This is a genomic window from Psychrobacillus sp. FSL K6-1267, from assembly GCF_038003265.1.
Lineage (GTDB): Bacteria > Bacillota > Bacilli > Bacillales_A > Planococcaceae > Psychrobacillus > Psychrobacillus faecigallinarum.
In genome coordinates this window covers 1,803,139-1,820,849 of sequence record NZ_JBBOOR010000001.1, presented here as the reverse complement: position 1 = coordinate 1,820,849, position 17,711 = coordinate 1,803,139, and the positions used below count along the sequence as shown (strand labels likewise).

The 17,711-nt window shown below is 37.0% G+C and carries 20 protein-coding genes; 1 reads left to right on the top strand and 19 read right to left on the bottom strand.

Annotated elements, in window-relative coordinates:
* Positions 1 to 137: 137 nt before the first annotated feature.
* The 18 genes from MHB55_RS09105 to MHB55_RS09020 all read right to left on the bottom strand — a co-directional run bounded on the left by MHB55_RS09105 (position 138) and on the right by MHB55_RS09020 (position 15,898).
* A complete protein-coding gene (locus MHB55_RS09105; protein ID WP_340844387.1) occupies positions 138 to 1,007 on the bottom strand; it encodes an SDR family oxidoreductase in 870 nt (289 codons plus the stop codon).
* A gap of 103 nt (positions 1,008 to 1,110) precedes the next feature.
* Entirely contained in the window at positions 1,111 to 1,677 is a 567-nt protein-coding gene (locus MHB55_RS09100; RefSeq protein WP_340863052.1) for a histidine phosphatase family protein, read from the bottom strand.
* A 209-nt stretch (positions 1,678 to 1,886) separates the two neighbouring features.
* Entirely contained in the window at positions 1,887 to 2,195 is a 309-nt protein-coding gene (locus tag MHB55_RS09095; RefSeq protein WP_191697464.1) for a YpoC family protein, read from the bottom strand.
* Complete coding sequence (gene nth, locus MHB55_RS09090; protein WP_144536835.1) at positions 2,182 to 2,838, bottom strand: endonuclease III; 657 nt, start codon at positions 2,836 to 2,838, stop codon at positions 2,182 to 2,184. Before nth ends, MHB55_RS09095 begins: the two co-directional genes overlap by 14 nt.
* 10 nt (positions 2,839 to 2,848) lie before the next feature.
* Positions 2,849 to 3,559: a DnaD domain-containing protein gene (locus MHB55_RS09085; protein ID WP_144536837.1), complete on the bottom strand. Its 711-nt coding sequence runs from the start codon at positions 3,557 to 3,559 to the stop codon at positions 2,849 to 2,851.
* Positions 3,560 to 3,621: 62 nt separating this feature from the next.
* Positions 3,622 to 4,917: an asparagine--tRNA ligase gene (gene asnS, locus MHB55_RS09080; RefSeq protein ID WP_144536839.1), complete on the bottom strand. Its 1,296-nt coding sequence runs from the start codon at positions 4,915 to 4,917 to the stop codon at positions 3,622 to 3,624.
* Between the two features lie 28 nt (positions 4,918 to 4,945).
* A complete protein-coding gene (locus MHB55_RS09075; RefSeq protein WP_144536841.1) occupies positions 4,946 to 5,434 on the bottom strand; it encodes a cell wall elongation regulator TseB-like domain-containing protein in 489 nt (162 codons plus the stop codon).
* A 3-nt stretch (positions 5,435 to 5,437) separates the two neighbouring features.
* On the bottom strand, positions 5,438 to 5,608 hold the full coding sequence (locus MHB55_RS09070) for a YpmA family protein (protein WP_144536843.1): 171 nt from the start codon (positions 5,606 to 5,608) through the stop codon (positions 5,438 to 5,440).
* A 22-nt stretch (positions 5,609 to 5,630) separates the two neighbouring features.
* On the bottom strand, positions 5,631 to 8,390 hold the full coding sequence (gene dinG, locus MHB55_RS09065) for an ATP-dependent DNA helicase DinG (RefSeq protein WP_144536845.1): 2,760 nt from the start codon (positions 8,388 to 8,390) through the stop codon (positions 5,631 to 5,633).
* 345 nt (positions 8,391 to 8,735) lie between these two features.
* Complete coding sequence (gene panD / locus MHB55_RS09060; protein ID WP_340863051.1) at positions 8,736 to 9,119, bottom strand: aspartate 1-decarboxylase; 384 nt, start codon at positions 9,117 to 9,119, stop codon at positions 8,736 to 8,738.
* Positions 9,119 to 9,967 carry a pantoate--beta-alanine ligase gene (gene panC / locus MHB55_RS09055; RefSeq protein ID WP_144536849.1) on the bottom strand — a complete coding sequence of 283 codons (849 nt, stop codon included), beginning with the start codon at positions 9,965 to 9,967 and terminating at the stop codon, positions 9,119 to 9,121. The genes panD and panC overlap by 1 nt, the downstream gene beginning before the upstream one ends.
* Positions 9,942 to 10,799 (bottom strand): 3-methyl-2-oxobutanoate hydroxymethyltransferase, encoded by an 858-nt coding sequence (gene panB, locus MHB55_RS09050; protein ID WP_340863050.1) that lies wholly within the window; start codon positions 10,797 to 10,799, stop codon positions 9,942 to 9,944. Before panB ends, panC begins: the two co-directional genes overlap by 26 nt.
* Before the next feature lie 267 nt (positions 10,800 to 11,066).
* The gene (locus MHB55_RS09045) at positions 11,067 to 12,047 is read right to left on the bottom strand and encodes a biotin--[acetyl-CoA-carboxylase] ligase (RefSeq protein ID WP_340863961.1); all 981 of its coding nucleotides are present in this window, start codon (positions 12,045 to 12,047) and stop codon (positions 11,067 to 11,069) included.
* Positions 12,037 to 13,218, bottom strand: coding sequence for a CCA tRNA nucleotidyltransferase (locus tag MHB55_RS09040; protein WP_340863049.1), 1,182 nt, complete (start codon positions 13,216 to 13,218; stop codon positions 12,037 to 12,039). The genes MHB55_RS09045 and MHB55_RS09040 overlap by 11 nt, the downstream gene beginning before the upstream one ends.
* On the bottom strand, positions 13,218 to 14,348 hold the full coding sequence (gene bshA, locus MHB55_RS09035) for an N-acetyl-alpha-D-glucosaminyl L-malate synthase BshA (protein ID WP_340863048.1): 1,131 nt from the start codon (positions 14,346 to 14,348) through the stop codon (positions 13,218 to 13,220). Before bshA ends, MHB55_RS09040 begins: the two co-directional genes overlap by 1 nt.
* A 19-nt stretch (positions 14,349 to 14,367) precedes the next feature.
* A complete protein-coding gene (gene mgsA, locus MHB55_RS09030; RefSeq protein ID WP_144536859.1) occupies positions 14,368 to 14,775 on the bottom strand; it encodes a methylglyoxal synthase in 408 nt (135 codons plus the stop codon).
* A gap of 11 nt (positions 14,776 to 14,786) precedes the next feature.
* Positions 14,787 to 15,563, bottom strand: coding sequence for a 4-hydroxy-tetrahydrodipicolinate reductase (gene dapB / locus MHB55_RS09025; RefSeq protein WP_340863047.1), 777 nt, complete (start codon positions 15,561 to 15,563; stop codon positions 14,787 to 14,789).
* Positions 15,563 to 15,898, bottom strand: coding sequence for a nucleotide pyrophosphohydrolase (locus MHB55_RS09020; RefSeq protein WP_340863046.1), 336 nt, complete (start codon positions 15,896 to 15,898; stop codon positions 15,563 to 15,565). The genes dapB and MHB55_RS09020 overlap by 1 nt, the downstream gene beginning before the upstream one ends.
* Before the next feature lie 101 nt (positions 15,899 to 15,999).
* Here MHB55_RS09020 and MHB55_RS09015 point away from each other — a divergent pair, with 101 nt between their 5' ends.
* Positions 16,000 to 16,869, top strand: a complete 870-nt coding sequence (locus tag MHB55_RS09015) for a YitT family protein (RefSeq protein WP_144536865.1) — start codon at positions 16,000 to 16,002, stop codon at positions 16,867 to 16,869.
* A gap of 133 nt (positions 16,870 to 17,002) precedes the next feature.
* Here the strand turns inward: MHB55_RS09015 and MHB55_RS09010 are convergent, their stop codons facing one another.
* The gene (locus MHB55_RS09010) at positions 17,003 to 17,677 is read right to left on the bottom strand and encodes a zinc metallopeptidase (protein WP_144537226.1); all 675 of its coding nucleotides are present in this window, start codon (positions 17,675 to 17,677) and stop codon (positions 17,003 to 17,005) included.
* Positions 17,678 to 17,711 lie beyond the last annotated feature (34 nt).

Here is a 17,711-nt window from a genome sequence, read left to right as displayed (position 1 = left end):
TTTTTTATGGTTTTTTTTTATTTCTGATATAAAATATGAATCAATCTTACGGTAAATAAAGAGTCTCTTGCAACTCTAATAAACAATTTGACTTTGAAAATGAATCTGCTCAAGAAGAGACTGAAAGATGTTACCTTTTATACTTTCACATTTTTTATAAAATAATTTCCCCAATGTGGTTGTGAACCATCAGCATCCTTAAATGCATATTCCTCTGAAAGTTCCCAGGTGCTATATACCCCACCTGTCTTTTTAGCTATATGAGGATCACTTGCAAGACAGCGTATAGCCTCTCCAATATAAAATGGTGTTTCTGACGCAATAAAATGAGGATCTATCTTTGTTGCATCTCTCCAATTTTCTTCGGTAACACCAAACGATTCAAGCATTGCTTCCGAACGTAAAAAACCAGGAGTAACAGCAATGACAGAAATATTATATTCTTTTAGATCCATGGCCATCGCCTGTGCCATGTGGATTGAGGAGATTTTTGCTAGACTATAATAGAAGTTACCTCGAGGTTCGTAATCAATGCCATCAGTAATTTCGATGATCAGGCCACTATTATTCTCTTTAAATAAAGGAATGCTATAATGAGAAGTAATAATATGTGAATGGACAGCTTGTTTTTGCATCTGAAGTCCTTTATGAAGACTATGCTCTCCTATTGGCTTTCCCCATTCCGTAAGAGGATCTCCTCCCCAAATATCATTAACTAATATATCTAACCTTCCCTGTTCCTTTTGGATACGGTCAAATAGGTGAACAACTTCCGTTTCAATAGTATGATCGACCTTTACAGGTATTCCTTTTCCCCCGGCTTTTGTTACCAATTCTGCTGTTTCCTCAATCGTTTCCATACGGCCCATGGGTGACTGACTATGAATTGTACTTCTCCCTGTCACATATACTATTGCTCCAGCTTCTCCCAACTTAACAGCAATTCCTCTACCAGCACCACGTGTTCCACCAGCAACAACTGCAATTTTCCCCTTTAACGAATTCAAAAGAGCATCTTCCTTTCAAAATTAATAATAAATGAGTAGCATTCTTGGATAAGCTGATGCTCTTTTAAAGCTTTATTGACATTATGAACTTAATAAATAGTCATCACTTCCATATTTTAGTTACATCTACTAATTCCAATTCATTGAACTCCATTCTATAAATATCAGGCTTTGAAGTGCTTAAAAGAAAATCCAAGCCATAACTACTATCAAAATATCCCATCATTAACGTCATCACTGCACCATGAGTACCTACTACTATTTTCTGACCTTTAAAAGTATGTAATATTGATTTGAGTGCATTTATTCCCCGTTTTTGACACTCTTTATTCGACTCTCCTCCCTTAAGAGAAAAATCCGGTTCCTCAAAAGATTTCTCTAACAAACATTGAAGCTCATTATCAGATAAACGTTTTTTCTCAGGACTAAAAACTCTTTCTTTAAGATTTTCAAGAATTACCACATTTTGTCCAATGTATTCAGCTAATGGTTGAACTGTTAATACAGAACGGGTATATGGGCTAGATATAACTGTATTAATATTTTCTTCTTGTAAAATCTTTATTAGTCGTTGAGCATCCGTCACACCTTTTTCAGTTAGGCCTCTATCTTTTTCATTTCCCGTTTTAATTGAATCACAGTGTCTCAACATATATATGAAAGTTTTCATATAAACCTCCAGAAAAAATAATATTATTCTGTTAAATATAACCTATATTATTAAGTTTTTATAGTCTTAGGTGCATCTTTGATAAGGCTCACCAAGCAAGATGAAAAATAAAAAAATTATCATAAAAAATGCCCCATAGAAACTGCCTCTGTATGTTAGTTTAGTATCTAACTTCTAAAGGCAGTTCTTATGGGGTAGTGTTAAAAATATTAAGGCATTCTTGATTCCATGATGAATCGACGAGCAAGTTTTTTTTCTGTTTCCTTGAACAATTCATCTAGTTGTCGAAAAGCTGCATAAGACTTATAATTCTTTTGAACAAAGATAAAACGCTCTTCATAATTTAAAGGGGAAGTACCTTCAGCCAATACAAATAATTCACTCAATAATTCGATGCCCTTCTCCATTAAATCATGGGTGTCTTTCTCTCTTTCCTTATAAAGAATCTCCAACTGATTCCGAATAACTGACCATCTTGCAAAAATAGGTTTAAAATCTTCTTTTCTAAGCTTGGACAACTTTACTCATCCTCTTCTTACCCTCTCGACAAACCGGCAACAAAGGACATTGCGGACAATTGGGATTTTGGGCCTTACAATGATACCTCCCAAAAAATATCAGTTGATGATGCGCCTTAGACCACGATTCAATTGGTGTCTTTTTCATCAACGTTTCTTCTACCTGCAGAACAGAATCTTTCCATCTGCATAGTCCCAGTCGCTTTGAAACACGTTCTACATGAGTGTCTACAGCTATGGCTGGTATATCAAAGGCTACCGAAACAACTACATTAGCTGTTTTACGACCAACACCTGGAAATGTCGTGAGTAAATCACGATTAGCAGGGACCTCGCCGTTATAGAGCTCAATTAGTTGCTTGCTAAGTGCTTGAATATTTTTTGCTTTATTACGATATAAACCTATTGAGCGGATATCATTTTGTAATTCCTCTATGGATACATCCAAGTAATCTTCAGGTTTTTTATATTTTTGAAAAAGATCCTTTGTTACTTTGTTTACAAGGACATCAGTACATTGTGCTGAAAGTAATGTAGCTACCAATAATTCAAAAGGATTGTCGTGGACTAACTCGCAATGAGCATCCGGAAACATCCTTTCCATTTCCTCTAAACAAAAATGCCATTGGGCTTTTGTAAGCAACTTTCTCCACCTACTCTCTTTCTTCTAACCAATTGTAGAAAGGAACCTTCGCTGTGTTTGCAGGTTGCTCCTTTGGTCTTTGTATAGGTATATGCTGTCGAAACTGTGCCGATTGATTTTCTGCAGCTTCAACCGTTTTAATATTTTTCTTTTTCCATTCGAATAATATCCGATCTATATAACGCAGGCTAAGCTTTTGAGATAAAACTGCCTCTTTTAACGCTAAACGTATTAAGGAGGCTGAGTGGTTGTCCTGGTCAAACCACATGCCAATCGTTTCATATTCCATTGGAGATAATAATCTACCGAACTCCTGCTCAAATAACTTGTAAATTTCGCCTTCTTCGCCCTTTACTTCTTCGTCTTCTTTAGTTAGGTTTTGTTGCTCTACGCAATCGACCAAGAGCTCCCATAAATGATTAAAATCGTAGTACTCATAATGGACTCCATCGTCGTCCATATGCTGTTCTATTTGAATTAAACCTTTTTGGACAAGACGCTGTAAAATCGTCACTACTTTATGTTCACTAAAATGTGTACGTTCCACTAAGTTTTGAGGGGTTGGAAAGTGGTTTCCCGCTTCTCCAAAAGCGATAAGATGTAATAGCAGAATAGCTTCCTCATCCTTCATATTAATGGCCTTATAATGGCTAAAAAAAAGCTGGGAAATGGTTACATTTCCCTGCTCTGTCCAGATTCGGAGCCGATTTCGCTTATGCATACTCGCACTCCCTTTCTTATCTATTGCATGATGATAATATATATTGTTCCTTTGGCTTAAGATTATGGATACAAACGATTTAATAGTCTTGGGAATGGTATAGATTCACGAACGTGCTCTGCTCCACTTAACCAAGCTACAGTACGTTCTAATCCAAGACCAAATCCTGAGTGAGGAACAGACCCTTGTTTACGAAGCTCTAAATACCAAGCATAGGCTGATTCATCTAATTTATGTTCCGCAAGACGTTGCTTTAATAGGTCATAGTCATGAATACGTTCAGAACCACCGATAATTTCACCATATCCTTCTGGAGCAATTAAATCGGCACATAACACAACATCTTCTCTGTCTGGATGTGGCTGCATATAAAATGGCTTAATGCCTACTGGATAATGAGTGATGAAAACTGGCATATCATAGCTTTCTGCGATAGCTGTTTCATGAGGTGATCCGAAATCGTCCCCCCACTCGATATCATCAAAGCCTTTCTCATGTAAGAACTTGATTGCATCGTCATAAGTAATACGAGGGAAAGGTGCTTGAATTTTTTCCAGTTTAGATGTATCGCGACCTAAGCGCTCTAATTCTAATTGACAGTTTTTAAGAACGGCCTGAACAATAAAGGAAACGTATTGCTCTTGTACTTCTAAGTTCTCATCAAATTCTGTAAATGCCATTTCAGGCTCTATCATCCAAAATTCAATTAAGTGTCTACGTGTTTTGGATTTTTCTGCACGGAATGTTGGTCCAAAAGAGAATACTTTTCCTAAAGCCATAGCAGCTGCTTCCATATATAGCTGACCAGACTGAGATAAATATGCATCCTCATCGAAATATTTAGTTTGGAAAAGCTCAGAAGTTCCTTCTGGAGCTGAGCCAGTTAAAATCGGGGGATCCATTTTTACAAAGCCGTTATTATTAAAGAACTCGTATGTAGCGCGGATAATTTCGTTACGAATTTTCATGATCGCGTGTTGTTTTCTTGAACGTAACCATAGGTGACGGTTGTCCATAAGGAACTCAGTACCGTGTTCTTTCGGTGTGATTGGATAATCTACCGCTGCATGAATTACCTCTATTTCTTTTACTTGAAGCTCGTAACCAAATGAAGAACGCTCATCTTTTGTTACTTCTCCAGTAATATACATAGAAGTTTCTTGAGTTAAACCTTTTGCTGTTTGGAAAATCTCTTCTCCCACAACTTCCTTCACTACTACTCCTTGTACAAATCCAGAACCATCGCGAAGCTGTAAAAAGGCAATCTTACCACTAGAGCGTTTGTTTGCAAGCCACGCACCAAGTTTTACTGTCTCTCCAACATGGCTAGACATATCTTTAATCATAATTTTTTTCATGTTGTCCTCCAAAAGTTAAAAATATATTTTACAAATTGGATATTCTCTTCCACCAATCGCCATTATCAAATAACAGATATACGTAGTTGAGGTTATCCTTAGAATTCACAAAGGTAATCTCCCATACTGGCCCGACCTCTTCCACACCTAATTTCGCGTGAAGCAGCTTACTACCTTTTTCCCCTTCCAAAGCTATCGAAACAGCTTTCTCTTCAGATATACCTTCATCAAGACTTACCTCCATAATTTGCTCTTCGTTATCCTTTGTTGGGATAAAAAAAGCTTTTTTAGAGCCGTCCTTATTGGTACCAATAATTGTCTGATATGAGTCGGTATTATTATACACATACGAATCATCTATTGTCTTCAATAAATTATTTTGAAGCGTATAAGACTCTGCCTTCGTCAGGTTATCATTGAAAGGTTCTCTTGCTTCCTTATAAATAAGTAGGCTTAGGATTATGGTGAGACTGATAGCAAAAACAACGATAAATATTAGCCATCTCTTTAATGCCATAGTTTAGGTCCTATAAATTGTGAAGACTGCTTTTTCTTGATCTTCTTTATCTAATGCTAATCCAAACATTAGATCCTTTTCCTTCAACGAACGGTTCAATGCATCCACTATCTTATATAGATCTGATTGGTATTGTACGGTGACGGTTGATATCACTTCAATTTTGTTTTCCATATTTCTACCCGCTTTCTAATACTCATCCTTCATTAGTATACCAATTTTCTAGCTCTAAGACTATATTTTCTAATGATACTTTCTTAACAGGAATATTTGGGATTGCCTGTAGAAAATCACTACCATAAGACTTCGTATCAATCCTTCTGTCTAATACGATAAATACTCCTTTATCGGCAGAGGAACGAATTAATCTTCCAAATCCTTGTCTAAATCTTAAAATTGCCTCTGGCAAGGAATAGGAAGAAAAAGGATTTTGTCCATTTTTAGTTAGCAGCTCTGCACGCTTTTTAAATAAGGGATCATCGGGAGAAGAAAAAGGTAAGCGAACCATAATCACTACTGAAAGAGCTTCACCTGGAACATCTACTCCCTCCCAAAAGCTATTGGTTCCGAACAATACAGACTTAGAAAATCGCTGGAATGACTTTAACAAACGCATCCTGCTCCCAGTCGTGATTCCTTGTGCAAATAGCATGAAATCTTCAAGCAGATTAGTATCCTGTATCAATTCCACAGTCTTACGTAACATATCCTGTGAAGTAAATAATACAAAGCACCTTCCTCCAGTGACCAAAACCGTCTGGACAATTGCTTCCGCAACTGATTCAATATAATCCGATTGAGATACTTGCTGAATGTCTGGCATATCCTCGATGATTAAAAGCTCTGCACCCTTGTAGAAGTTAGATTCTACTTTAAACTGATGGATAGGTATATTTGAGCTCAATCCAAGCTGAGAAGTAATAAAGTATTTATTGGAGGGCACTGTCAATGTTCCAGAAGTCCAGATAATTCCTCCCTGCTCTCTTAAAGGAGCCATGGCAACCTTTATATCCTCTTGATAATTTAATGGTCTTTTGATGATAGTGAGACTTCCAGGGACGCTTCTATTATCTAACTCGAGCCATTTCGCCTCTACTTCCTTATCCTGCAAGAAGATTTCATCCCATTCACTTACTTTAATCTCCAGTTCACGTAACCAATATTCCCACTCATTTACTAATACTAATAATTGTTCATCAATAATATTTTTCTTTGCTGAGCCCACGTAGGGCTTAGTTGAATAGATAAATGTTTGTAGATTCTTAGCAACTTTTATAAAAAAAGCTTTCTCTAAATTTAAATCCTCCATAGCATAAGTTCGTTTGGTACTCTTCGATTTATGTGGATAGCTTTGAATAGTAGAGATAACATATCCCATTGCATGATCAAATGATTCAACTATGTCAACAAACAGCTTCTCAATACGAATGCGGACAGACAAGGAAACATTTAGAAGAGACAGCTTGTAAAGTAGATGATCTGTATCTAGCGTGCCAAATTGACCTAAAATATATTTCCAATTAGTATATGAAAAAATTCTTTCTTTTCGGGATATACTAGCATGTATCATTTGATGTGCCTCATCAATAATTGTGGCACAACCATGGCCTAATAGCTTTGTTTCTCGTTCCGTATCCATAATAATCATGGAATGATTCGTTACCAGGATATCACAGTGCTCACTTCGACGAAGAGCACGCTCATAAAAATCTATCCCTTTTACATCGTTAATCTTTTTTTCTGAGGTCCTTCTTATTTTATCTATAAATAGCTGACCACCACCCGAAACATTCAATTCCGAGAGGTCACCCTCCTCTGTTATAGTAAGCCAAACTAAAACTTGCATAATCGTAAACGTCTCATCGTAAGACTCATCCTCTTGCTGAAGGTGCTCCCAAAAACGATAAACATCAATATAGTGATTGATACCTTTTAGCTTCGCCACTCTAAGTCTAATGTTAAGAATGTCATAAAGCTTTGGGATTTCCTCTGTTATAAGCTGATCAATGAGATGTGTTGTATATGTACTAACTATAATAGGCTTTCCTTGATCTAATCCATATAAAACGGATGGAATAAGGTAGGCTAATGTTTTTCCTATTCCGGTTTCCGCCTCGCACACAATCTCTTTGGATTCTATTAGTGCATGGTGAATCTCATCCATTAGCTTATATTGCCCTGGTCTTTCCTCTAGCTTCAGGCTACCGTGTTGGAATAATCGATTCTTTTCATCATTAGAAATCGGATAAGCAAGTTTACTCCATTCTGGTGCAGGCTCTTTTTTCACATCTTTTAGTGGTATTCCGCGATATTCTAAATAATCTTGGGTCACATAAGTCTTTCTTTTTATCGTTATAACTTCAAAAAAGATGAGTGCTAGATTGGATTTCAGTTGGAAGGATCTTTTATGTAATAGCTCCACCGTTTTTAATGGCAATGCTTGCAGCTGGTCAAAGCATTTTAAAAGCAAATGTGCAGTAGCCAATGCATCATCATCCGCACGGTGAGCAGACTCTAATTCTATATGGAGCTCAGTCGCAATGTCCTGAAGCTTATAGCTATAAATATTAGGGAACATCAACTTAGCGAATTCTACTGTATCAATAGATTTACAAACTAATTTAGGCAAACCTACCCGTTTTAGCTCCTGTTGAAGAAATGTCAGATCAAAATTTGTATTGTGCGCAACAAAAATATGGTCCTGCAGAATTTCCAAAACTTTAGGAGCAATTTCTTCGAATAACGGAGCGTCCTTTACATCCTCGTCCTTTATGTTCGTTAAATCCTGAATAAACAAAGGAATCGCTTTTTTGGGGTTTACGAACGTAGTAAATGAATTACTAATCCGATTGTTCTCAATAAAAACAATTGCAAGTTGAATAATTCGGTCACCATTGGCAGATGAATGGCCTGTTGTTTCAATATCTACAACTGCATATTTATGATTTTCCAACATTCTTCATCTCACCATCATTTAAATTAAAAGCATCTATTTTTCCTAGAAACTTTCTTGTGTTGCTTTATAAAAATTGTACCACATTCCATAAATAGAAACGAAATATATGTAGAACGAAATAATAATTACTGCTTAGATTTGCCATAAGCCTACATTCCGTTCTTAACGCTGCAACTCTGCGAAGGTTTGCTTTCCTGCAACTTTTGTTTTAATATTCACAACATTTTTGAGCATTACCGCAACACTTCTCTCAATTTCTGCAACATTTTTCCGGTTACCTATGTAATTGAACGGCTATAAATCCAAAAAGAAAGCTAGACTTTGGCTAAGTCTAGCTTTCAAATCTTACATAACAGTCGCTTCTGGTTCATAGTGGATAATTTGATTGATTGTGTTATCCGTATTCATGATTGCTACTGTAGGCTGATGTGATTTTGCTTCTTCATTCATCACATAAGCATAGGACAGGATGATCACTACGTCTCCACGCTGTACAAGACGTGCGGCAGCTCCATTTACACATATTACACCGCTACCACGTACTCCAGCGATTATATATGTTTCAAAACGGGCACCGTTATTATTGTTAACGATATGAACTTTTTCATTTGGAAGCATGCCTACTGCATCTAATATATTTTGGTCAATCGTAATACTACCTACATAGTTTAAATCTGCTTCTGTAACTATTGCACGGTGAATCTTACTATTTAACATCATTCTTAACATCATTGCACTTCCTTTATATTAACTATCATATTATCAATTAATCTTGCTTTTTCGAAAAAAACAGCTGTTGCGAAGAGAACTTCTTCTGTGTACTCGTTAACCGGCTGTAAAGTAGGATAGGCCAATGCCTCCAGGTAATCTATTTTACCAGAAGTATTTTCATTAATATATTGTTTTGCTTTGGAAATAGCCCCTTCTATATCCTTCGTTCTCAACCATGTATCCTTTGCTAAATTTAACGCCTTGTATATATGAGGTGCCTCATCTCGTTCTTTTTCGCTTAGAAAGACATTCCTTGAGCTTTTCGCTAGGCCATCCTCCTCACGGACAGTTGGAACGCCAACTATTTCAAGTGGAAAGTTGTATGCTTCTACAAATAATTTAATTATAGCTAACTGCTGTGCATCCTTTTGGCCAAAGTATGCCTTAGTAGGTTGGATTAAATGAAATAGCTTGGAAACTACTTTTAAAACTCCATCGAAATGTCCTGGACGAGTTGCACCACACAGCTTGGTTGAAATCTCTCCAGCGTTGATAGTAATACCACTTTCAAAAGGATACATCTCGTCTGGCGTTGGAACAAACAATAAGTCTACCCCTGCCTCTGTTGCAATTTTTGTATCTCTTTCAATATCTCGGGGATATCTATCTAAATCTTCATTAGGACCGAATTGTGCAGGATTTACAAAAATACTTGCAACTACGAATTCATTTTCAGCTCTTGCTTTTGTCAGAAGTGTTTTATGTCCTTCATGCAAATAACCCATTGTAGCCACAAATCCAATGGTTTGTTGTTTTTGATTTGAGATAATAGCTTTTAATTCATCTATCGTTTGTACTGTTCGCATGATTGCCTCCATATAACTGATTTAATTGTTCGTCCTTCATCGTAAAAGAATGCTCCAAAGAAGGAAATATTCCACTCTTAACTTCTTCAACATACTGGCTAATGCCTTGAAGAATTGGTTCACCCACATTCGCGTATTCCTTTACGAATTTAGGGATATGGTGTGAGCCATATTTCACTAAATCATGGAAAACTAATACTTGGCCGTCAGCAGTGGAGCCCGCTCCAATACCGATAGTTGGAATAGTTAAATTGCTTGAGATTTCTGCAGTAAGCTGATAAGGAATACATTCTAAAACAACGGCACAAGCACCTGCCTGTTCACATTTTTTTGCATCCTCTATTAGCTTTTGTGCTGCTTCTGCAGTTTTCCCTTGTACTTTATAGCCACCTAAAACTCCGGCCGATTGTGGCAATAAACCTAAATGCGCTACCACTGGAATACCAGCAAAAGTCAATCTTTCAATGACAGGTATTACATCATCTGCCCCTTCAATTTTCACCGCTTGTGCCCCAGTCTTTTGCATTAGTTGGACAGCGTTCGCAAGTGATTGATCAATATTCCCATGATACGTACCAAAGGGCATATCAACTACTAAAAACGTATTTGTTGCTCCTCTTCTCGCTGCCTTGCCGTGATGAATCATATCTTCCATGGTTACTAATACTGTTGAATCATAGCCTAATACAACCATCCCAACAGAATCACCAACTAAAATCATGTCGACTCCAGCCTCTTCTGCAAACTTAGCAGTTGGATAATCGTAAGCAGTCATCATCGTAATCTTGTCTTCTTTACTTTTCATCTTCAAAAAGTCACTCGTCGTCTTCAATCATTTCCCTCCTCATAATATCCATACGTCCAGCACAGCCTTAATACTGATGCATTCTGCAAGATGAAGAGAAAACCAAATATAAAGCCCTTCAATCCGAAAGTGGACAGAAGGGCAGAAAAATTAAATTCATCGGTTTTCTCCGTCCCTGTCAATCTAAGATCAAGGCAGACTATTAAATTTTTTTAACTAAAATATAGGTGTAGTTCTCACTAAAGATACTACCCTTCGCATAAAGAATAACAGAATTCGACTCAAACGTCCAAACTAAGTTTTTAATAAATCGATATCTGCGGAATATATATTTTTTATCTCCCCATTATCAAGCCGAAGCTGTAACGCACCATCATTTGTCATTCCTATTGCCTGACCTTCGACAGTCTCTCTTAAGGTAGTAGCTCTAATGCGATTATTTAATGTGCAATTGTAGCTTTCCCAAATAAGTTTAATAGGTTCAAATCCTAGCTTTATATACATATCACTATATCTCTCTAAATGAAAAAGTACTTTAGAGACCAATAAAGACCGGTCTACAGCTGTGCCCGACTCCATTTTTAGAGAGGTTGCAATAGGCTCCAATACCCCCTTAAAAGAATCAGCGGTTTGATTGACATTGATGCCTATCCCAACAATAATTCCTTGAACTCTATCCATATCTGCTTGCAGCTCAGTTAGAATACCTGTTACTTTTTTCCCGTTAAGCAGAAGGTCATTTGGCCATTTAATATTAGGGACACAGTTTGTAACCTCTTCAATAGCTCGTGCAATTGATACAGCAGCTACTAAAGTAAATTGGGCCGCAAATTGTGGAGTTATTTTCGGACGCAAAATGACACTCATCCATATTCCTTCACCAGATGAAGATTCCCATGAGCGATCCATTCTTCCACGCCCGGCTGTCTGTTCCTCAGCAATGACAACTGTACCATGCGTAGCGCCATCTCTAGCTTTATTTGCAGCAATTGTTTGGGTAGATTCACAAACAGGATGATAAATAATTTCCCTTCCAAGATGCTCTGTTTGAAGATGAAGAGAAATACGCTCAGCAGCCACTGTATCAGGCAATCTATTTAGGATGTAACCTTTTTTCTTTATAGCTACTATTTCATAGCCTTCTTCCTCTAGTCCCTTTAAATACTTCCATACCATTGTTCTAGATATTTCTAGTTCATCTGCTAGTATTTGTCCTGAGATTGGTTCACCGCTTGCCTCTTTTAATCTGGAAATAATTTTTTCTTTAATTGACATATTCACGAATAAACCATTCCTTTATATGTTGTCTGTCATTTTCTATTTCCTCATTTAATATCATTGTAGTTAATCTATCTAATACTTCCCGAATCCATGGCCCACGCTTTTCCTTCTTCCATTCCATCAAATCATGTCCGCTTACAACAATCTCACGTACAGATGAAATAGCCAGTTTGGCTTTTAAATCAGCTAATATGTCAGGAGTATAGGGATGTTCAATATGCTGTATAATTTGACTATAGCTAGCGGCAGCAATTAAAACCTCTACTGTAAACTGGAATAATTCATATGAAGTCCAAAAACCCTTCTTCAAAAACTTAACCGCAAGCAACACGTTTTTGACATAGCTCTTCTCATCATTTGAACATTTGAAATTAGACAATAACTCGCCTATATTCAGTCCCTCGTTCATCAATACAAAAAAAGCCCAGCCATTGGCTCTATTGCCAAAGTGATTAAATTGCTTCCATAATGAAACGTTGGTACACCAATCTCCTAAAAAGTGCTCGGAGAGACCAGTTGCAGCAAAAAGTTCCATGCCTCTATACGGATAATTACTTACCCAAATCTTTTCAAGCTCTACTTTGACCCTTTCCATAGAGATGTGAGTTATTAGAGGGTGGAGCTCTTGTATAGCATCCAAAGTAGACTGCTCTAAGGAAAAATTTAGTTGAGAGGAAAAACGAATTGCCCTTAGCATACGAAGAGCATCCTCAGAAAATCGTTCCTTTGGATTTCCAACCGCTTTAATAATTTTAAGTTTTAAATCCTGTTTACCACCAAAAAAGTCGATTAGCTCGTCTTCCTTCGTCAAAGCCATTGCATTGATGGTAAAATCTCTACGCTGGAGATCTTCTCTCAATGTTCGGACAAATCGGACCTCATCTGGCCTTCTAAAGTCACTATAAGACGTTTCAGATCTATAGGTCGTTACTTCAATAGGATCTTCTAGTACTACAAGAACTGTTCCATGCTCTATTCCTACATCGATGGTATGTTCAAAAAGAGTTTTCACCTCATGTGGTAAGGCATTTGTAGTAATGTCAACATCATTCGCTTTTACTCCTCGCACGAAATCTCGCACTGCCCCACCAACTACATATGCTTCGAAGCCAGCATCCTCCAGTTTAGAAATCACCTTAAATGCATCTGGCCATCGATCTTTCATCAGTTTTTCGCCACTCTTTCGTACATCTTTTCATATTGTTCGACTATTTGTGCAGAGCTAAAACGAGTTCGTACTATCTCTAATGCGGTTTCTTTTAATTGATTATGTAAAATAGGGTCCTTTAAAATCTTCAATCCATATTCAGCTACTTTTTCTATATCGCCAAGAGGAACAAGATACCCATTTTCTCCTGGAACTATTACTTCTGGGATCCCTCCTACAGTTGTACCAATACATGGAACCTCACAGGCCATTGCTTCTAATAGCACTAATCCAAAGGACTCTTTTTCAGATAATAGTAACATCAAGTCAGAAATGGCATATAATTCCGAAACATTTTCCTGCTTCCCTAAAAATAGGACGTCCTTTTCAATCGGCTTGCCTTTTACATATTCCATGACCGGGTGCTTTTCTGGTCCATCCCCAACTAGTAAAAGCTTAGCCGGAATTTCTTTATGTATGAGCTCAAAGCTTTTTACTACATCTGGTACATGCTTGACCTTCCTGAAATTAGAAACATGAATAATAACTTTTTCATTTTCTTTTATACCTAAAAGTTCCTTAAGATTGCCACCGTCTTTTTTATGATATTCTCTTTCATCGACAAAATTATAAATTGTCTCTATATCCTTTTTCGTTGTTATAAGTTCTCTCGTTTGCTTTACTAAGGATTTAGAGACAGCAGTTACCACGTCAGACTTCTCAATTCCGTATTGAATAGCTCCTGTAAGCGAGGAATCATAGCCTAACACTGTAATATCAGTTCCATGTAATGTAGTAACTATTCCAATGTCTGAGTTTGCCATATCCTTTGCCAATATTGCACAAACTGCGTGAGGTATAGCATAATGCACGTGCAGAACGTCTAAACCTTCGTCCTGAATTACCTCAGCCATTTTGTTTGCCAGCGCAATATCGTATGGAGCGTATTGAAATACCGAATAGCTATTAACCTCTACCTGATGAAAGGTAATGGTTGGGTAAATTTTGTTTAAACGGAAAGGCACGCTAGAAGTGATGAAATGTATTTCATGACCTCTTTCTGCCAGCATTTTCCCAAGTTCTGTTGCAATAACACCGGAACCCCCGACTGAAGGATAGCAAGTGATACCTATTTTTAATTTACGCATATATTATATCCTCATTTCCTTAACGTCCGCGGCGTTCTTCTAGCAGTCGCCAATCTAAAAATCCTTCTTCGATTCCTTTTAAGAGTACTTCTGCCGTCCCCATATTTGTAGCCAATGGAATTTGATAAACATCACATAGACGTATTAAAGCAGTTACATCAGGCTCATGGGGCTGAGCTGTAAGTGGATCTCTAAAAAAGATAACCATATCCATTTCATTGTTGGCTATTGCTGATCCGATCTGTTGGTCTCCTCCTAGGGGGCCAGATTTGTAGCGATTGACTGACAAACCTACTTCATCAATAATCTTTTTACCAGTCGTCCCAGTAGCAAATAATTCATGCTCCTCTAAGATGGTTTTATAAGCTGTTACAAATTGGATCATATCTTCTTTTTTCTTATCATGGGCAACTAATGCGATTCTCATGTTGCTTCCTCCTATAGGATAATTTCTTCTAAACCATACACTAATTTGCTTTGATTCATCACTTCTTTAATAGAAATAACCACACCTGACATAAAAGAACTTCTATTGAAGGAGTCGTGTCTTAAAGTTAATAGCTGACCATCTCCACCTAAAAGCACTTGTTGATGTGCTATTAAACCGGGCAAACGAACGCTATGGATGCGCATTCCATCAAAATTAGCGCCTCTTGCACCTTTAAGAATTTCTTCTTCTTCTGGATGACCTTGAACTGAAGCTTCTCTAGTATTTTGTATCATTTGTGCAGTTTTAATCGCAGTCCCTGAAGGCGCATCTACCTTTTCATCATGATGCAGTTCAATTATCTCAACATCCGGTAAATATTTTGCAGCAGTTTGGGCAAACTTCATCATTAATACGGCTCCAATAGAAAAGTTCGGAGCAATAATACAGCCGACTTGTTTTTCTTCTACCAAGTTTCTAATATTATCTAATTGTACTTCTGAAAAGCCTGTAGTGCCAACAACAGGTCTTACCCCATACTCCAATGCAGTAATAATATGCTCGTAAACAGCAGAAGGTACGGTCAAATCAACCAAAACGTCCGGTACCGTCTCTTCGATTAACACTGTTAAAGAAGTATAAATCGGTATATTATCTCCTAAGGTAGCTTCTGTTTTTTTTGAATCTAATAATCCTACTAATAGAAAATCCTCGTTTTTTATAATGGTTCCAACTGCTTCCCTTCCCATTTTGCCTCTGGGCCCTGCTACTGCTACTTTTATTACCATTATGAGTCCTCCTTTTTAGTCCATCGATCTTTATCACGTGTATTATATTTATAGAGTACTTTTTGTAAAGCATCTTCTAAGTCAATACCTTCTGAGTTAGCCAAACAAATTAATACAAAAAAGAAATCACCCATTTCATCAGCAAGTTCCTTCTGTACCTCTGTATTCTTTTTTTTCTTAGTACCATACTTATGTTGAACCTCTCTAGAAAGCTCTCCTAGTTCTTCTGTGAGTCTTGCTAGGAGCTCCATTGGAGGAAAGTATCCTTCCTTAAATTGGCTTATGTATGTATCTACTTCCTGTTGAAGCATTTTCAAGTTTTTATGTTCTTTCATAAACTCACTCTCCCACATTTATCGTAATAAATATACACTACTGTTGTCAAAAGCTATAAAATATTATAGATTTAGTATGGACTATTAAATGAGGTGGTACAATGGGAATAGGCTTAAAATTTAAGAATATATTGATGATTATACTGGGATCTGCAATTTTTAGTTTTGGATTTGTACATTTTAATATGCAAAATGCCCTTGGAGAAGGCGGATTTTCAGGGATTACGCTAATTCTTTATTTTGTATTTGGGTTAGATGTTTCTGTTATGAATCTTGTGCTGAATATACCTATGTTCTTTTTAGGTTGGAAGCTTTTAGGTAGAAGAGTATTTTATTATACCCTTATAGGAACCTTTTCAGTTTCTGTCTTCTTAAAAATCTTCGAAATATATGAGATTCAACTCGGAATTAGCGATGATTTATTTTTAGCCTCACTTTTTGCTGGTGTCTTTATAGGTACAGGGCTTGGTATCATCTTCCGAGCTGGTGGCACTACTGGTGGAGTTGACATTATTGCTAGATTAGCCCAAAAATATTTGGGCTGGAGCATGGGTAAAACAATGTTTATGTTTGATGCATTAGTTATTTTAGTTTCTTGGCTAACATTCTTGGATATTCGCTCAATGATGTACACGCTTGTTGCAGTATTTGTAGGTGCTCGAGTTATAGATTTCGTCCAGGAGGGTGCATATGCAGCTCGTGGAGCATTCATCATATCTGAACATCAGGATGCCATTGCTAATCGTATAACAACCGAAATGGACCGGGGAGTAACCGTCCTAAAAGGCTATGGGCATTACACAAAAAAAGATCGGGAAGTATTATATTGCGTTATTTCTAAAAATGAAATTATGCGATTAAAAACTATCATCTCAGCTGTTGACCCCCATGCATTTGTTTCAGTTACAGAAACAAATGATGTAATGGGTGAGGGCTTTACATTAGACGAACAAAAAAGACCACTCCTTTAAACTAAAGGATATAAAAAGAGCATGCTTGCATTTTCACTCTGCAAAACATGCTCTTTTGTTTTTTATTTATAATTAAATCATTTTAAAACAAAGAGACTATCCTAGCAGAAGCTAAGATAGTCTTCATTTTTAATTATTCATCTCTAGACATACCTGTATAGATTAAGACTAGACGTAATAGCTCAAGCACTGCTACCGCTGCGGCTGCTACATACGTTAAGGCAGCTGCACTTAATACTTTTTTAGCGTGTCTCTCTTCTTCGTTACGAATAACACCTAACGAAACCATCTGATTCATAGCTCGACTAGAGGCATTAAACTCAACAGGAAGAGTAACGATTTGGAATACAACCCCCATGGCTAATAGAATAATACCTAATAACAACATGTTAGTTGAAGTTGCAAAAATACCAATCATAATAAAGATCCAAGATGCATTAGAAGATATATTAGCTACGGGAACTAATTTATGTCTTAATGTTAAAAAAGAGTAAGCTTCTTTATGCTGAATAGCATGGCCTACCTCATGAGCAGCTATTGCAGCACCAGCTACAGAAGCTTCATGGAAGTTATGACTAGATAATGCAACAATTTTGGTCATCGGATTATAATGATCACTTAAGAAACCGCTGCTTTCTACTACTTTAACATCATATAAACCATTTTCATCTAAAATTCGTCTAGCTACTTCTGCACCAGTCATACCGGATGTAGAACGTACCTTAGAATACTTTTTATAGGTGCTTTTAACTTTCATCTGTGCATATATCGGCAATAATAAAATTATCGCAAAATAAATGATATACATTCCCAACAGACTTTTCCCCCTCTCAATATCTAAC

Bases quoted from the DNA above. Each gene is read 5' to 3' on its own strand.
- MHB55_RS09100 (WP_340863052.1), bottom strand. From the start codon at position 1,677: ATGAAAACTTTCATATATATGTTGAGACACTGTGATTCAATTAAAACG.
- MHB55_RS09010 (WP_144537226.1), bottom strand. From the start codon at position 17,677: ATGTATATCATTTATTTTGCGATAATTTTATTATTGCCGATATATGCA.
- bshA (WP_340863048.1), bottom strand. From the start codon at position 14,348: ATGCGTAAATTAAAAATAGGTATCACTTGCTATCCTTCAGTCGGGGGT.
- panD (WP_340863051.1), bottom strand. From the start codon at position 9,119: ATGTTAAGAATGATGTTAAATAGTAAGATTCACCGTGCAATAGTTACA.
- MHB55_RS09085 (WP_144536837.1), bottom strand. From the start codon at position 3,559: ATGCATAAGCGAAATCGGCTCCGAATCTGGACAGAGCAGGGAAATGTA.
- MHB55_RS09040 (WP_340863049.1), bottom strand. From the start codon at position 13,218: ATGAAAGATCGATGGCCAGATGCATTTAAGGTGATTTCTAAACTGGAG.
- MHB55_RS09015 (WP_144536865.1), top strand. From the start codon at position 16,000: ATGGGAATAGGCTTAAAATTTAAGAATATATTGATGATTATACTGGGA.
- MHB55_RS09020 (WP_340863046.1), bottom strand. From the start codon at position 15,898: ATGAAAGAACATAAAAACTTGAAAATGCTTCAACAGGAAGTAGATACA.
- MHB55_RS09075 (WP_144536841.1), bottom strand. From the start codon at position 5,434: ATGGCATTAAAGAGATGGCTAATATTTATCGTTGTTTTTGCTATCAGT.
- panC (WP_144536849.1), bottom strand. From the start codon at position 9,967: ATGCGAACAGTACAAACGATAGATGAATTAAAAGCTATTATCTCAAAT.
- MHB55_RS09045 (WP_340863961.1), bottom strand. From the start codon at position 12,047: ATGTCAATTAAAGAAAAAATTATTTCCAGATTAAAAGAGGCAAGCGGT.
- mgsA (WP_144536859.1), bottom strand. From the start codon at position 14,775: ATGAGAATCGCATTAGTTGCCCATGATAAGAAAAAAGAAGATATGATC.
- asnS (WP_144536839.1), bottom strand. From the start codon at position 4,917: ATGAAAAAAATTATGATTAAAGATATGTCTAGCCATGTTGGAGAGACA.
- MHB55_RS09070 (WP_144536843.1), bottom strand. From the start codon at position 5,608: ATGGAAAACAAAATTGAAGTGATATCAACCGTCACCGTACAATACCAA.
- dinG (WP_144536845.1), bottom strand. From the start codon at position 8,390: ATGTTGGAAAATCATAAATATGCAGTTGTAGATATTGAAACAACAGGC.
- dapB (WP_340863047.1), bottom strand. From the start codon at position 15,563: ATGGTAATAAAAGTAGCAGTAGCAGGGCCCAGAGGCAAAATGGGAAGG.